This is a genomic window from Brevundimonas sp. GW821-FHT12E07 (assembly GCF_058807035.1).
Genome location: NZ_JBXAQH010000002.1, coordinates 451,320 through 465,845 on the forward strand (window position 1 = coordinate 451,320; position 14,526 = coordinate 465,845).

A 14,526-nucleotide genomic window follows, 5' to 3' on the forward strand; every position below is an offset into this window, starting at 1 on the left:
TTGGCCGTCGGATCGAAGGGGAAGTCCAATGTTCAAACGCGTCGCCGTTCTGGCTCTGGCCATGACCCTGATCGCCACGGCGGCCAGCGCCATGACGGTGCAGGAGTTCCTGACGACCGCCAGCCGAATCCCCCAGAACCCGACCGCCCTGCTGCGCTCGGACACCCGTCGGCTGATGAACGAGTTCAGGGACGGCATGCGCACCGTGCGCGCCGAACAGACCGCGGCCCGCGCCGCCGGCCGCCCGTCGGCCACCTGCATGCCGGAGAAGGTCAGCTTCTCGCCGGACGACATCCTGCGCCGCTTCAACGCCATCCCGGCGGCGCGCCGCAGCCAGATCAGCGTCACCCAGGCGCTGCGGGAATGGATGGCCGAACGCTATCCCTGCCCGGCATAAGGGCTGATCCTTAAGGGCTTCCCGCGCAAGCCTGACCCTTGGGAAAGCTCCGTTCTCTGACAGGATTGGATATTTTCACCCTGTCCCCAGAAGCACTTGGGTTGTCCACGGATGCGGAGGCGTCCGCGCATGTCGCAGGGGCGTGCGACGGGTAAGGCGTTAACGCAATGAACGCCTATGCCCCCTTCCCCGATACGGTCGCCGTCCCGTCCCTGCCGCACAACCTCGAGGTCGAGCAGGCGCTTCTCGGCGCGCTGATGTTCGACAACGCCATCTTCGAGCGCCTGTCCGACCGGCTGAAGGGCCAGCATTTCTACGAGCCCTTCCACCAGCGACTCTATGACGCCATCGAGGACCACATCCGCCAGGGCATGCTGGCGGAGCCGACCATCCTGATGGAGCGGTTCAAGCAGGACCCGGCCTTCGCCGAGTTCGGCGGCCTGCGCTACCTCGCCGACCTGATGGACCGGGCGCCTCCGGGGGCCAATGCGCCGGACTATGCGCGCGTGGTCTACGACCTGGCCCTGCGCCGCGATCTGATCCGCATCGGCGGCGACATGATCAAGGACGCGCCGGACCCCGAGACGGCGGCCATCGAAAAGATCGAACAGGCCGAGCTGACCCTATACTCCCTGGCTGAGAGCGGCGCGCCATCGTCCGGTTTCGTGAGCTTTTCCCACGCCCTGGCCGGCGCGGTTCAGATGGCGGGCGAGGCCTATCAGCGCGAAGGCAAGCTGGCCGGCCTGGCGACCCACCTCGACGACCTCGACAGCAAGCTCGGCGGTATGCACCCGTCCGACCTTCTGATCCTCGCGGGCCGTCCGTCGATGGGCAAGACGGCCCTGGCGACCAACATCGCCTTCAACGTGGCCAGGAACTATCGCTGGGAGCCGACGCCGGACGGCCGCAAGACCGTCTCCGGCGGGGTCGTCGCCTTCTACTCGCTGGAAATGAGCGCCGAACAGCTGGCCATGCGTATTCTGGCCGACGCCTCGGGCGTGTCGTCCGACAAGCTGCGCAAGGGCGAGATCGACGCCTCGGACTTCGGCCGCATCCGCGACGCCGCCATCGAGATCGGCGAAAGCCCCCTCTACATCGACGCCACCGGCGGCATTTCCATCTCCAAACTGGCCGCCCGGGCCCGCCGCCTGAAGCGCGCCGAACAGGGCCTGGACCTGATCATCGTCGACTACCTCCAGCTGATCACCGTCGGCGAGGGCGGCGGCCAGAAGAACCGGGTGCAGGAGGTCTCCGAGATCACCGGCGGCCTGAAGGCCCTGGCCAAGGAGTTGAACGTCCCGATCATCGCCCTGTCGCAGCTGTCGCGTCAGGTCGAGCAGCGCGAGGACAAGCGGCCCCAGCTGTCCGACCTTCGGGAATCGGGCTCGATCGAGCAGGACGCCGACTGCGTCATGTTCGTGTACCGCGAAAGCTACTACCTGGGCCGGGCCGAGCCGCGCGAGGGCACCGAGGAGCACCTCAAGTGGCAGGAAGACATGGACGTCCTGCAGCACCAGGCCGAGGTCGTCATCGGCAAGCAGCGCCACGGCCCGATCGGCATCGTCAAACTGGCCTTCGACGCCGACACCACCCGCTTCGGCAACCTGGCCAAGGGGTATGGCGCAAGCTTCTCCGACATTCCGGAATAACGCCGGAATAGTGGAGTCGCGCGAACGCAGCGGCGGGCTGCCGGTGTTTCCACAGCCCGCCGGCCACGAGGCCGTCAGCCGTCTTGAGACATATCGGTCGCCGTCTCCGTGGCCCGCTTGAATTTGGCGGGATAGTTGGGAAGCTCCGCACAAGCCGGCACGTCGAACGCCCACATGATCGCGCACGCGAGCTCGTATGCAGCCTGCCCGTCGCGGTTGCCACCGTTCGGCCGCGACGGCCCGTTCGACTGCGCGAAGGCCGGGGTCACGCTGGCCAGGGCCATGGCGCAGATCGAAATAACAGCCACCGTCGATTTCATGAGTTTTGCTCCTCGCGCATTGAATGATCGGAATATTCCGAACCACGCAAGGTTGTGCAATCCCTGGCGAAAACGGCCAATCAAAACGGCGTTATGACCCGATCGACGCCTGCCCCGCGCCTTGCGCCGGAATTCCGCTCACATCGATCGCCGTGTTGAGCCATAACCCCCCCATGCACGCCCCTGCCCGTCTGACCGTCGACCTCAACGCCCTCGCGCGGAATTATCAGACCCTGGGTCGGGTCAGCGGCCTGCCGGTGCATCCGGTGGTCAAGGCGGACGGCTATGGGCTGGGCGCGGCGGCGGTGGCGACGCGGCTGATGGCAGAGGGGGCGCGGACCTTCTTCGTGGCGCGTGGAACGGAGGGCGTCGCCCTGCGCGAGGCCCTTGGGCCGGCGCCGGTCATCTATGTTCTGGACGGTTGCCACGGCGATCAGGCGGCGACGCTGAAGGCGGCGGGCGTCCGCCCCGTAATCAATCATGGACAGCAACAGGCGGCCTGGGCGGCGGTCGGCGGCGGCCCCTGCGGCCTTCAGATCGACACCGGCATGAACCGCCTCGGTTTCCGCCCGGAGGACGCCCCAGAGCCCTTCGAGGGGCTGGAGCTGGTCATGACCCATCTGGCCTGCGCCGATATGCCGTCCGAGCCGATGAATGTGCGCCAGCGGGACGCCTTCGCCGCAGCGACCCTGAAGTATCCGGGCGTGATCCGCTCCTTCGGCAACTCCAGCGGCTGCTTCCTGGGACCGGAGTTCCAGTTCGACGTGGTCCGGCCCGGCATCGGCCTGTACGGCGGCGGCCCGGAGGCGAAGGCCGATCCGCGTATCGCCCCGGTCGCCACCCTGACCGCCGAGGTGCTCCAGACCCGCGACGTTCCGGCGGGGGAGAGCGTCGGCTATTCGCGCGGCTTCGTCGCCGAGACGCCGGTGCGTGTCGCTACCTGCGCCACCGGCTACGCCGACGGCCTGATCCGCGCAACCGGGACCAGCGGTTCGGGTCAGGTCTGGGTCAACGGCGAGACGCGCCGCATCCTCGGCCGGGTGTCGATGGACGTCATCGCGGTCGACATCACCGGCCTGGACGTCGCCGTCGGCGATTCCGTCGAGCTGTTCGGCGCCAACCGCCTCGTCGATGACGCCGCCCACGCGGCGGGCACCATCAGCTATGAGATGCTGACCTCGGTCATGCCCCGGGTGCCGCGCGCCTATATCGGCTGACGTCAATTCCGGACGCACCCCGCCGACAGCCCCCTGCCCCACGTCGGCCGACTCCTGTAAGCCATCCTCATGGCGAAAGACGGTGCGATCTATGTGTGTCAGTCCTGCGGGGCGGTGCACGGCAAATGGGCGGGGCAATGCACCGCCTGCAATCAGTGGAACGTCATCGTCGAGGAGAGCCGTTCGGCCCCTCCCGGCGCGCTGAAGCCGCTCAGCGCCTCGAAGACGCGGGGCCTGCAGTTCGAATCGCTGATGTCGGAGACGCCCGAGCCGGCGCGCATCATCACCGGGGTGACCGAGTTCGACCGCGTCTGCGGTGGCGGCGTGGTGCCGGGATCGGCCTTGCTACTGTCCGGCGACCCCGGCGTCGGCAAGTCGACCCTGCTGCTGGACGTCGCGGGCCGCGCGGCCCTGGCCGGGGTCAAGGTCGCCTATATCTCGGGCGAGGAGGCGATCGAACAGATCCGCTCGCGCGCCAAGCGGATGGGGCTGGAGAAGGCCCCGGTCGCCCTGGCTTCGGCCACGGCGCTGCGCGACATCCTCGGCACCCTGAAGCGCGAAAAGTTCGACATCGTCATCGTCGATTCCGTTCAGACGCTGTGGAGCGACGCCCATGAGGCCGGGCCGGGCTCGGTGACCCAGGTCCGGGCCTGCGCCGGGGAGCTGGTGCGCATGGCCAAGGCGGGCGGCCCCGCCGTGGTCCTCGTCGGCCACGTCACCAAGGACGGCCAGGTCGCCGGGCCGCGCGTGGTCGAGCATATGGTCGACGCCGTCCTCAGCTTCGAGGGCGAGCGCGGCTATCCGTTCCGCATCCTGCGCGCGGGCAAGAACCGCTTCGGCGCCACCGACGAGATCGGCGTGTTCGAGATGGGCGACACCGGCCTGCGTGAGGTCTCCAACCCCTCGGCCCTGTTCCTCGGCGAGGGCAAGGAGCGGGCGCCGGGCGCCGCCGTCTTTGCGGGCATCGAGGGCTCGCGCCCCGTGCTGGTCGAAATCCAGGCCCTGGTCGCCCCTTCCGCCTATGGCACCCCGCGCCGCGCGGTGATCGGCTGGGAGACCGGGCGCCTCGCCATGGTCCTGGCGGTTCTGGAGGCCCGCTGCGGCATCGGCTTCGGCAATCAGGACGTCTATCTGAACGTCGCGGGGGGTCTCAGGATCAACGAGCCCGCGGCCGATCTGGCGGCGGCGGCGGCCCTGATCAGCTCGGCGACGGGCGTCCCCCTGCCCCAAGGCTGCGTCGTCTTCGGCGAGATCAGCCTGTCGGGCGAGATCCGCGCCGTGGGTCGGGCCGAGGCCCGCCTGCGCGAGGCCCAGAAACTGGGCTTCGACCACGTCCTGTCCCATCCCCTGACGGTCAAGGGGGATGGCGTTCTGGTCACAGGCGTCAGCCGATTGACGGAAGCCGTCGAACGAATCTCGGAAAACCGCTATTAGATCATCGTGCCCGTTGAGGATCGCCCGCTTACGTGACCGGCTTTGACGCCTTCGCCATCCTGGTCATCCTCGCCTCGGCCGCCGCCGGCTGGGTGCGCGGGGCTACGCGCGAGCTGATCACCCTGCTCAGCTTCATCCTGGCGGCCTTCCTCGCCCTGGTCAGTCTGCCGCTGACCTCGCGGATCGGGCGGGCCCTGATCAACCCCGACTGGGCCGGCACCATCTTCGCCGCCGTCGCCGGCTTCCTGATCATCTATTTCGGCATCCGCATCTTCGGCTCGATGCTGTCCAGGCGGGCCCAGGCCCATCCGACGCTGGGCGGCGTGGACCGTTTCATCGGAGTCTTCGTCGGCGCCGGCCGCTCGCTGGTGCTGCTGGGAGCCATCCATCTGGTCATCGTCGCGGCCATGCCAGGCGAGAAAACCCCGCACTGGCTCAAGGACGCGGCCCTGCGTCCGGTCAGCGCCGGCGCCGCCCGCGCCATCCAGATCATCCTGCCGGGGATCGGCCGGGGCGCGGACGCCCTGTCGCCGGTCGTCGATTCCTCTGTCCGCAGAGGATTTTCCGACGATGACGCCTTGCGTACGCCCCAAACTCGCAATACTTCGCCCGACGCCGCCGCCCCCTAAAGTTCCCGCTATCATCGGAGCCCCACGATGAGCAGCCTTGATCACGTTATCTCCGCTCCGGTCGTACACCGTGAGCACCATCGAGACGCGGATGACGACCATCCGCGCCTGGAATGCGGCGTCTGCGGCGTCTGGGGCGCCTCGGGCGACGAGGCCTCTTCCATCGTGGCGCTGGGCCTGCACGCCCTGCAGCATCGCGGTCAGGAAGCCTGCGGCATCGCGGCGGTCAAGGAAGCCCGCTTCCACACCGAACGCCACATGGGCCATGTCGGCGAAGCCTTCGGCGGCTCGGATCTGAAGGAACGGATGCCCGGACCGGCGGCCGTGGGCCACACCCGTTACTCCACCGCCGGCGGCAGCTTCCTGCGCAACATCCAGCCGATGTTTGCCGACCTGGACCAGGGCGGCATCGCCATCGCCCACAACGGCAACCTGACCAATTTCCACTATCTGCGGAACCAGCTGGTCGGCGAGGGTTCGATCTTCCAGTCGACCTCGGACTCCGAAGTCATTCTTCACCTGATCGCCCGCAGCCGTAAGGCCAAGATCGTCGACCGCTTCATCGACGCCCTGGCGCGGATCGAGGGCGGCTATGCCCTCGTCGCCCAGACCCGCACCAAGATGATCGGCGCCCGCGACCCGCTGGGCATCCGCCCGCTGGTGCTCGGCCAGATCGGCGAGGCCTGGGTGCTGGCGTCCGAGACCTGTGCGCTGGACACCATCGGCGCGACCTTTGTGCGCGACGTCGAGCATGGCGAGGTCATCGTCATCGACCATGAGGGCCTGCGCTCGATCAAGCCCTTCCCGGCCCGGGCCGCCCGTCCCTGCCTGTTCGAATACGTCTACTTCTCGCGTCCCGACAGCGTCGTGAACGGCCGCTCGGTCTATGGCGTGCGCAAGCGCATGGGCGAAGGCCTGGCCCGCGAGTTCCCGATCGAGGCCGACGTCGTGGTGCCGGTGCCCGACTCCGGTGTGCCCGCCGCCCTCGGCTACGCCCAGGCCAGCGGCATTCCCTATGAGATGGGCATCATCCGCAGCCACTATCTGGGCCGCACCTTCATCCAGCCCAGCCAGGGCGCCCGTCAGAAGGGCGTCGCCATGAAGCACAGCCCCAACCGGGCCGTGATCGAGGGCAAGCGCGTCGTCCTGATCGACGATTCCATCGTGCGCGGCACCACCTCGGTGAAGCTGGTGCGTGCGGTGCGCGAGGCCGGGGCCACCGAGGTCCACCTGCGCTCGGCCAGCCCGCCGATCCTCTGGCCCGACTTCTACGGCATCGACATGCCCGAGCGCGATCAGCTGATCGCCGCCAACAAGACCATGGAAGAGATGCGCGAGATGCTGGAGGTCGACTCGCTCGGCTTCCTGTCCGTCGACGGCCTCTACAAGGCCATGGGCGAGACCGGCCGCAACAACCAGACCCCGCAGTTCACCGACCACTATTTCACCGGCGACTACCCCACGCGTCTGGTTGACCGGGAAATCGAGGAAGGCGGCCGCGAAGCCGTCGGTCGGCAACTTTCGCTGCTGGTGAGCGCTTAGGTCCTGCAAGCTTAAGCACAGGACGCCCATGGCCCAGGTTCAGCTCGGCTATTTCACGCTCGACACCGCCGACATCGGCAAGGCGAAGGCCTTCTACGCGGGCCTGTTCGGCTGGAGCTTCGACGAGGAAGCCTCCAAGTCGACCTATGCCCATGTCGCCGACAGCGATCCGGCGTTCGGCTTCGTGAAGGCCGAGCATCCGGCCAGCGAGACCAATCTCTACTTCAAGGTTCCGGACATCACGGCCGCCTGCGCCCGCGTCGTCGAGCTGGGCGGCAAGGCGGCCATCCCGGCCGAAAGCGCCACCGGCCTGTCCTGCACCGTCTGCGACGACCAGGGCTTCAGCTTCAGCCTGTGGCAGCCTGGGCCGGGGTTCTGACTTTCGCCTGAAGCGCCGCCGCGCTATCAGCGCGCCATGACTTCTGCCCAGCCTCTAAAAGACCGTATCGCCCTCGTCGTGGGGGCCTCGCGCGGCATCGGCTATGAAAGCGCCCTCGCTCTCGCCTGCGCCGGCGCCCACGTCGTCGCCACGGCCCGGACCCAGGGCGGGCTCGAGGAGCTGGACGACCACATCTTCCGCGAGACCGGTAGGCACGCGACCCTCGTTCCCTTCGATCTGGTCGACGGCGGCGGCATCGACCGGCTGGGCGGCGCCATCTTCGAGCGGTTCGGCAAGCTGGATATCTGGGTCAACGCCGCCGCGACGCTCGGCGCCGCCGGTCTGACGCCGGTCGCTCATCTGGATCCGCGCGGCTGGGCCAAGATCGAGAAGACCAACTTCACCTCGGTGTTCCGCCTGATCCGCTCGCTCGAGCCCCTGCTGCGCCTGTCGGACGCCGGGCGGGTGATCCACCTGACGTCGAGCCTCGCCACCACGCCCCGCGCCTTCTGGGGCGCCTATGCCGCGACCAAGGCCGGCGCAGAGGCCATGATGAAGGCCTGGGCCGACGAGATCGAATCCACGGCAATGCGGGTCTCGGTCCTCGACCCCGGCCGGATGCGCACCGCCATGCGCGGTCAGGCCTTCCCCGGCGAGGATCCCGAGACCGTGCCCCATCCGTCGGAGCTCGCGCCCCTTATCGTCGAACTGGCCCGCCCCGACCTGACCCCGCCCCTGACGGTCTCCTTCAAGGAATGGCGCGAGGGCATTTCGGGCGAGGCGCTCGTCTAGACCGACCGCTGTCCCGCCGGGCCGCCGTTCGTCCCATCGTAGTTTTGGCAGGCCGGGCTATGCGCCACCGGTCGGGCATGACATTCCCCGATCCCTTCCTCCCGCTGCTCGTTGTCCACATCGGCTCAGGCTTCTGCGCCGTCCTGATCGGCGCCCTGCCCATACTGACCCGCAAGGGCTCGCGGCTGCACCGGCTGTCCGGACGCGTCTTCGCGGTGCTGATGACCACCCTTCTGGTCTGCGCCTGGGGGATGACGGCGCTGAGGCCCAACGCCTACTTCCTCGCCCTGTCCTCGGCGGCGTCGCTGGGGCTGTTCTCCGGACTGCGGGTGCTGGGGCGCAAGCGGCCGGACCTGCGCGCGTCGGATCGGGCCCGGCCGATCGACTGGATCGCGACCCTGGGCGCCGTCGGCGTGGGCCTGTTCACCGTCGGGCTGGCCCTCACAGGCCAAGGCGACGCGCCGCCCCAGATCCTGATCGCCCTGGCCTATGGGTCGCTGTCGCTGGGCGGCTGGGACCTGTGGCGGTTCGCGCGGCCCAGCGACTGGCCCTTCAGCCCGGAGCTGTGGACCTATGAGCATCTCTGGAAGATGCTGGGCGCCTATAGCGCGGTGCTGTCGGCCTTTTCCGGCAACTTCCTCACCTTCGTCCCCTCGCCCTGGAGCGCCCTTTGGCCGACGGTCGTCTTCCAGTCGCTGAGCCTGATCTGGCTGGTCAGCCTGCTGGTCCGCAAGCGACGCTTCGCCGTCCCGGCATGAGCCGCCGCCCACCCTTCCAGGCCCTGATGGCCGCTCTGGCGATCTACAGCTATGGCGCGACGGCGGTGTCGGCGGCCTGGTTCCTGAGGCGGGATTTCGGGTTGACGCTGTGGCCGTCCATCGGCTGGGCGGCCCTGTTGTTCTCACCCTGGGTGGCGGTCGGGCTGCTGGTCTGGGCGACCCTGCACCTGCTCGGCGACCGGGCGAAGACTATGGGAATCCTGGCGGTCCTCGCCGTTCCCATCGTGCCCCTCGCTGCCCTGTTCGCGACTGCGGTCGACGGAGCCATGCGCGGCTCCGACTGGTCGTTCGGCGAGGTGCTGAACCGCTCCATTGATCGGCTGCCGGTCGCTATCCTGCTCTACACCGCCCTCGCCGCCGCCGGGCTTGCCGCGGCCTGGTGGCGACGCACTGACCTTCAGCGGCGCGAGATGGAGGCGCTCAGGGCCGCCCTCGATGCCGTCCGCACCGAACAGACCATCGCCGCTCGCGCCCCCGACGCCCCCACGCCCCTGATCGTCTCGGTCGGACGCGGCCGCGCCCCCGTCCTGCCCGCCGACATCGAATGGATCGCGTCGGCCGGCAACTATGCGGTCGTTCACTGGCGGGATCAGGAGGGCCTGCTGCGCGAGCCCCTGCAGCAGCTGGAGGCGCGACTGGCCTCAGCCGGGTTCGCTCGCGTCCACCGCTCGACCCTGATCAACCTGGCCCGTATCGCCGACCTGCGTCCGCTGGCCGACGGCGCCTGGCGGGCGACACTGGACAGCGGCGCCGAGCTGGTGATCAGCCGGGGCTATCGCGACGTCGTCCTTGCCCGGCTCGGGAAGACCTGATCAGGGCAGCGGAACCCGCATGGCCAGGATCTCGCGGCTGGAACGGGTGATGCCGTACAGCATGCCCGGCGTGCTCTCGTCCCAGTCGATCGCCTGCCCCTCGGCCTCCATGCCGTATGTGGCGACATGCTCCAGCACCCCGCCGCCGTTGGGGATGGCGACGACATAGAGCTCCGGCAGGTCGTGCCCGCTCAGATACAGCCGCCCGTCCGGCCCCCAGCCGCCGCCCGAGATGCTCATCGGCGCGATCCGGCCGAGGATCGAGGCCGGCAGCCCCCAGGCCTCCAGCCGCCGCCACTGGTCGTCGAACTTGACCAGGGTGGTGTGGCGGTGATCGCGCGGCGCCTCCCCGCCCCGGCCGTCATAGTTGGCGAACATGGCCCACCAGAAGCCGTCGTGCCGCTCGATCCAGGTCACAGACCCCGTCCCGAGGCCCAGGGCCACGCTGCGGATGTGATGGAGATCGATGGGATCGAAGACTTCCACCGTCGAGACATGCGGGACCGCCGGATAGTTGGAGCTGGCGCAGACCAGCTGCTGGACCCGCTCCACCGCGATCAGGGTGCAGGAGTTGATGTGGGGATAGCGGCTGCGCTCCCCCACCCATTCGGCCTTCTTCTCGCCCGTGGCCTTGTCGAAGCGGGCCAGGGTGAAGTTGGACACGGCATAGACGTCGTTCGGCCCCACGGCGACGCCCTGGCTGGCGTGGGCGTCATAGCGGCGCAGGGTCTGCGCCTCTCCCGCGAGCGGGATGGCCGGATGTTCCGGAGCGGCGGGAGCCGCCTGCACGGGAGCGGCTTGCGCCACTCCCGACAGAACCAGGGCGAACAGGGCCGAAACGATCATCGTCCGTTTCCTCAGAAGGCGGCCGACAGGCCGAGCCAGAAGGTCCGGCCATATTCCGCCGATTCCTGCAGGTAGCGCTGGCCGGGGCCGGTGTTCTCCTGACGGCCCGAGTTCGACAGGTTCTGCGCCTCGAAGAAGACGGTCACGCCGCGATCGGTGCGCCAGCTGACCGAGGCGTCGTACAGGTGACGGCCCTTCCAGAACTGGTCGGCGTTCGGGATGGTGTCGTTCACCGTCTCCAGGAAGCCGCCGATGTAGTTGTGCGAGATCTTCGCCTCGAACGGACCGCGTTGATAGTAGATCGACTCGTTCGTCGTCGTGCCCGGTTGCAGGAACAGGGAGTGGTGACGCTCGACCGTGCCGCCGTTGGTCAGGAAGGTGAAGTCGGTGTCCAGGAAGGTGGCGTTGGCGCTGACGCCGAAGCCGTCGAACGGCGCCGGCAGGAAGGACAGCTCCTGCTGGAAGGCCAGCTCGATACCGCGGATCGACGCGCCGCTGGCGTTGCGCGGCGTGGTGACCGTCACGTCCCGCGTGGCGCCGTCAATGTCCAGCCGCTCGATCGAGGTCGAGGTGAAGATCTCGTTGGTGATGTCCTTGGAGAAGACCGCGACGGAGATCAGGCCGTCGTGGGTATAGTACTCCGCCGACAGGTCGAAGCCTTCGCTTTCGCGCGGCTTCAGGTCGGGATTGCCGCGCGACATGGTGTAGACGCCGCCGGTGACGGTGACGTTCTCGGCGCCCGCCAGCGAGGCATAGTTGGGACGGCCGATGGTGTTGGTCCAGGCGGCGCGCAGGGTGAGGTTGTCGAGCACGTCCCAGCGCAGGTGCACGCTGGGCAGCCAGTTGTCGTAGTCGCCGCCGTTCGACACCGGCGTGATCACGCCTGAGCGGATGCTGAAGGCTTCGGCCGACACCTCGGTCTTCTCGTAGCGAACGCCGGCCAGGGCGGTGAAGCCGCCAATACGGTAGCTGGCCTGGCCGTATCCGGCCGAGACATCCTCGCTGACCGAATAGTCGCCGGAGCGCGCCGCAACCGTGCGGGTGAAGGCCGCTCGGTTGGCGTTGAAATAGTCGTAGGTCGAGGGAACGTCGATCCGCGCCCAGACCAGGTTGCGGTGGATCAGCTCGGTCGGGCCGGGGCGGTCGACGGAGTCGAAGCTGAAGGCCGTGTTGGCATAGTCGGTGCGCGCGCTCTGATAGTCGCGGTCGCTGGTGCGCAGCGACAGACCGACCTTGGCCTTCAGATTGCGGTCCGCGCCACCGTCGTCGAAGGCCGCGTTCAGATTGAACTGGGTGGTGTTCTCGAACGACTGAACCAGGCTGTCGCGGTACTGGGTCAGGAAATAGTTCGAGGCGGTCGTCAGGCCCGCGGTGCGCGGCGTGAACACCGGGAAGAAGCCTGAGGTGTCATAGTTGAAGCCGTAGTTGGCGGCCTGGGCGTCGCGGGTGGTGAAGGTCACCGAGGTGTTCGGCTGCTCCATCTTGGCGTGCGAATAGACGAGCGAGCCGTCGATCGCCCACTGGTCGGTCGCGTCCCAGTTGAAGGCGGTTCGGGCCAGGCTGATCTCGCGCTTGGTGATCGGCTGGTTCAGGCCGATGATGCCCCGGCCGCTGGCGAAGGTCCCGCTGGTCGCGGTCTGGTTGGTGACGTTGCCGACGGGCTCGATGCGGTATTCGATCCGCTCCTCGTCGTCCTCCATGTGCGCCCACAGGCCCGAGGCCTCCCAGTGGAAGTTCACGTTCGGCCGCCACTCGATCTTGCCGTTCACGCCGTCGCGGGTCTTGGTGTTGTTGTACCAGAACAGGCGCGACTGGGTCGGGACCTGGATGCCGTTCCCGGTGGCCGAGCCGGAGTTCACCGGGGCGCCGGCGGCCGTGTACTCACGCACCGAGGGGTCGGCGACCTCCATCTGCGGGATGTCGTAGTCCAGCTGTTCATGGCTGGCGCCGACGACCACGCCCCATTGCTCATCAGCGCCGAAGGTCGTGCCGGCGGCGAAGCTGAGGCGGTAGGAGGGATCATCGTTGCGGACGTCACCGTGCTGCTCATAGACGCCGTACGAGGCCATGCCGTTGAAGAACGGACGGCCCACGCTCAGGGGGCTCCGGGTGGTGATGTTGATGACGCCGCCGATGGCGTTGCCGTCGTTCTCGGGCGTCACCGTCTTGATGACCTGAACCTGACCGGCCATCACCGAAGGGACGATGTCCAGCGGCACGGTGCGGGCGCTCTCGTCGACCGAAGCGACGATGGCGCCGTCGATGGTGGTGCGGTTGTAGGTCGAGGTCAGGCCACGCAGGACCGGGAAGCGCGGCTCGCCCTGATCTTCCTGAACCGAGACGCCGGGAATGCGGCGCAGGGCGGCGGCGGTGTTGTGGTCGGGCAGCTTGCCGATGTCGTCGGACGACACGGCGTCCATGACCTCGAACTCGGAACGCTTGAGGGCGATGGCGTTGCGCACGGCCGCGCGCTGACCGGTCACCACGACCTCATCGACCTGGGAGGCGTCATCCTGAGCGGTCGGCGCCGCCTGTTGGGCGAAGGCCAGGCCCGGCGCGCACAGGGCGCTGGTGGCCAGAAGACCGGCCGCGAGACCGCGAACCGAATGGAATTTGCGCATGAGAAGCCCCCTTCTTGGTGCAGTGCAACAAGGCGCTCCTAGGGCGGTCAGACTTCAGTTCGAACACAGGTCGATGGCCGTTCCGTCATAAGCCGATGACGGGGCAAAGACGGTTGAGCGGGCGAGCGGATCATTCCACCCAACGCCGGTCTTCACGCGGGAACGAGCCCGTCGATCCGCCCGTTTGATCGGCTCAACGGGAGAGAAGTCGTGCAACAACAGATGTCTGTGGTCACGCTCGGGATCGATGACGTGGCCCGGTCGAAGCGGTTCTACGCGGAGGGCTTCGGCTGGACGCCTGTGTTCGACAATGGCGAGGTCGTCTTCTACCAGATGAACGGCTTTGTTCTGGGGACCTGGCTCCGAACGGCCCTGGCGAAGGATTCCAGGCGGCCTGTGGCCAATACGTCAGGCGATTTCGCCCTGGCCCACAACGTCGGCGAGAGCGGGGCCGTCGCGCCCCTGATGGATCGGTTGGCGGCGGCGGGCGGTCGGATCCTCCGCGCGGCCGAAGAGCCGCCGCAGGGCGGGATCAACGGCTATGTCGCCGACCCCGACGGCCACGCCTGGGAAATCGCCTTCAACCCCGCCTGGCCGATCAGTCCTGAGGGGTATGTGAGCTTCGCGGCGTAGGACTCTCAGTCAGTCGTCGGTGTTGACCGGTTCATCTCGGGACGCCGCGGCGACAGGTTCCGGCAACCGCGGCGGCGTGGAGTCCATATAGGCCAGATAGTTGACCCAGATGACGTGGGTCCGCTCAAGCGTCAGGTCCTGCTTGCAGGAAAGCGCCATCGAGACGCGGATCGTGCCACCCTGCCAGCGGCTGTAGACCGCCTGACAGGCGCTCTCGGCATAATCGGCCCAGAGCTTTTGACTGGCCTGCAGTTCGACCGCCAGGTCGTTACCCTGTTCCGGGGTCTCCGCCTCTTCGCGCAGCACCCCGATCGCCGCCTTGAGATAGGCGTTCATGCGCGCCTCCTCCGCCTCGAGGTCCTTCGCCATACAGGCGTTGACGTCGAGGGTGGTCATGGCGTTGTCGCAGTCGAGCGCGGGCTCGGGGTCCTGGGACAGGAGAGCAGCGGCGAGGAAGAGGACGAGCATGGGAGGAG

Annotated in this window: 15 protein-coding genes; 11 read left to right on the forward strand and 4 right to left on the reverse strand. The window is 68.0% G+C overall.

What is annotated here, in order from left to right:
* The first annotated feature begins 28 nt into the window (after positions 1-28).
* Positions 29-397 (forward strand): hypothetical protein, encoded by a 369-nt coding sequence (locus AC1ROD_RS10330; protein WP_492948154.1) that lies wholly within the window; start codon positions 29-31, stop codon positions 395-397.
* Between the two features lie 167 nt (positions 398-564).
* Complete coding sequence (locus tag AC1ROD_RS10335; protein ID WP_492948155.1) at positions 565-2,046, forward strand: replicative DNA helicase; 1,482 nt, start codon at positions 565-567, stop codon at positions 2,044-2,046.
* A gap of 74 nt (positions 2,047-2,120) precedes the next feature.
* Here the strand turns inward: AC1ROD_RS10335 and AC1ROD_RS10340 are convergent, their stop codons facing one another.
* Positions 2,121-2,366 (reverse strand): hypothetical protein, encoded by a 246-nt coding sequence (locus tag AC1ROD_RS10340; RefSeq protein ID WP_492948156.1) that lies wholly within the window; start codon positions 2,364-2,366, stop codon positions 2,121-2,123.
* A gap of 173 nt (positions 2,367-2,539) precedes the next feature.
* On the opposite strand from AC1ROD_RS10340, the gene alr reads away from it, so the two are divergent.
* From alr to AC1ROD_RS10380, 8 genes are all read left to right on the forward strand, one after another.
* Positions 2,540-3,583: an alanine racemase gene (alr, locus tag AC1ROD_RS10345; RefSeq protein WP_492948157.1), complete on the forward strand. Its 1,044-nt coding sequence runs from the start codon at positions 2,540-2,542 to the stop codon at positions 3,581-3,583.
* 69 nt (positions 3,584-3,652) lie between these two features.
* On the forward strand, positions 3,653-5,017 hold the full coding sequence (gene radA, locus AC1ROD_RS10350) for a DNA repair protein RadA (protein WP_492948158.1): 1,365 nt from the start codon (positions 3,653-3,655) through the stop codon (positions 5,015-5,017).
* A 32-nt stretch (positions 5,018-5,049) separates the two neighbouring features.
* Positions 5,050-5,646, forward strand: coding sequence for a CvpA family protein (locus tag AC1ROD_RS10355; protein ID WP_492948159.1), 597 nt, complete (start codon positions 5,050-5,052; stop codon positions 5,644-5,646).
* Between the two features lie 27 nt (positions 5,647-5,673).
* Positions 5,674-7,188, forward strand: coding sequence for an amidophosphoribosyltransferase (gene purF / locus AC1ROD_RS10360; protein ID WP_492948160.1), 1,515 nt, complete (start codon positions 5,674-5,676; stop codon positions 7,186-7,188).
* Between the two features lie 28 nt (positions 7,189-7,216).
* The gene (locus tag AC1ROD_RS10365; RefSeq protein ID WP_492948161.1) at positions 7,217-7,567 is read left to right on the forward strand and encodes a VOC family protein; all 351 of its coding nucleotides are present in this window, start codon (positions 7,217-7,219) and stop codon (positions 7,565-7,567) included.
* Positions 7,568-7,603: 36 nt separating this feature from the next.
* On the forward strand, positions 7,604-8,359 hold the full coding sequence (locus AC1ROD_RS10370) for an SDR family NAD(P)-dependent oxidoreductase (RefSeq protein ID WP_492948162.1): 756 nt from the start codon (positions 7,604-7,606) through the stop codon (positions 8,357-8,359).
* 77 nt (positions 8,360-8,436) lie between these two features.
* On the forward strand, positions 8,437-9,117 hold the full coding sequence (locus tag AC1ROD_RS10375; protein WP_492948163.1) for a DUF2306 domain-containing protein: 681 nt from the start codon (positions 8,437-8,439) through the stop codon (positions 9,115-9,117).
* A complete protein-coding gene (locus AC1ROD_RS10380; RefSeq protein WP_492948164.1) occupies positions 9,114-9,950 on the forward strand; it encodes a LytR/AlgR family response regulator transcription factor in 837 nt (278 codons plus the stop codon). The genes AC1ROD_RS10375 and AC1ROD_RS10380 overlap by 4 nt, the downstream gene beginning before the upstream one ends.
* Here the strand turns inward: AC1ROD_RS10380 and AC1ROD_RS10385 are convergent, their stop codons facing one another.
* Positions 9,951-10,796, reverse strand: a complete 846-nt coding sequence (locus tag AC1ROD_RS10385) for a hypothetical protein (RefSeq protein WP_492948165.1) — start codon at positions 10,794-10,796, stop codon at positions 9,951-9,953. It abuts the gene before it with no gap.
* Positions 10,797-10,807: 11 nt separating this feature from the next.
* Positions 10,808-13,417 (reverse strand): TonB-dependent receptor, encoded by a 2,610-nt coding sequence (locus AC1ROD_RS10390; protein WP_492948166.1) that lies wholly within the window; start codon positions 13,415-13,417, stop codon positions 10,808-10,810.
* A 210-nt stretch (positions 13,418-13,627) separates the two neighbouring features.
* Here AC1ROD_RS10390 and AC1ROD_RS10395 point away from each other — a divergent pair, with 210 nt between their 5' ends.
* Positions 13,628-14,050 carry a VOC family protein gene (locus AC1ROD_RS10395; protein ID WP_492948167.1) on the forward strand — a complete coding sequence of 141 codons (423 nt, stop codon included), beginning with the start codon at positions 13,628-13,630 and terminating at the stop codon, positions 14,048-14,050.
* A 9-nt stretch (positions 14,051-14,059) separates the two neighbouring features.
* Here the strand turns inward: AC1ROD_RS10395 and AC1ROD_RS10400 are convergent, their stop codons facing one another.
* Entirely contained in the window at positions 14,060-14,518 is a 459-nt protein-coding gene (locus AC1ROD_RS10400) for a lysozyme inhibitor LprI family protein (RefSeq protein ID WP_492948168.1), read from the reverse strand.
* Between the last annotated feature and the right edge of the window lie 8 nt (positions 14,519-14,526).

Coding starts and splice junctions, on each gene's coding strand:
- purF (WP_492948160.1), top strand. CDS start 5,674: ATGAGCAGCCTTGATCACGTTATCTCCGCTCCGGTCGTACACCGTGAG.
- radA (WP_492948158.1), top strand. CDS start 3,653: ATGGCGAAAGACGGTGCGATCTATGTGTGTCAGTCCTGCGGGGCGGTG.
- AC1ROD_RS10340 (WP_492948156.1), bottom strand. CDS start 2,366: ATGAAATCGACGGTGGCTGTTATTTCGATCTGCGCCATGGCCCTGGCC.
- AC1ROD_RS10330 (WP_492948154.1), top strand. CDS start 29: ATGTTCAAACGCGTCGCCGTTCTGGCTCTGGCCATGACCCTGATCGCC.
- AC1ROD_RS10365 (WP_492948161.1), top strand. CDS start 7,217: ATGGCCCAGGTTCAGCTCGGCTATTTCACGCTCGACACCGCCGACATC.
- AC1ROD_RS10390 (WP_492948166.1), bottom strand. CDS start 13,417: ATGCGCAAATTCCATTCGGTTCGCGGTCTCGCGGCCGGTCTTCTGGCC.
- alr (WP_492948157.1), top strand. CDS start 2,540: ATGCACGCCCCTGCCCGTCTGACCGTCGACCTCAACGCCCTCGCGCGG.
- AC1ROD_RS10335 (WP_492948155.1), top strand. CDS start 565: ATGAACGCCTATGCCCCCTTCCCCGATACGGTCGCCGTCCCGTCCCTG.
- AC1ROD_RS10385 (WP_492948165.1), bottom strand. CDS start 10,796: ATGATCGTTTCGGCCCTGTTCGCCCTGGTTCTGTCGGGAGTGGCGCAA.
- AC1ROD_RS10375 (WP_492948163.1), top strand. CDS start 8,437: ATGACATTCCCCGATCCCTTCCTCCCGCTGCTCGTTGTCCACATCGGC.
- AC1ROD_RS10380 (WP_492948164.1), top strand. CDS start 9,114: ATGAGCCGCCGCCCACCCTTCCAGGCCCTGATGGCCGCTCTGGCGATC.
- AC1ROD_RS10370 (WP_492948162.1), top strand. CDS start 7,604: ATGACTTCTGCCCAGCCTCTAAAAGACCGTATCGCCCTCGTCGTGGGG.
- AC1ROD_RS10400 (WP_492948168.1), bottom strand. CDS start 14,518: ATGCTCGTCCTCTTCCTCGCCGCTGCTCTCCTGTCCCAGGACCCCGAG.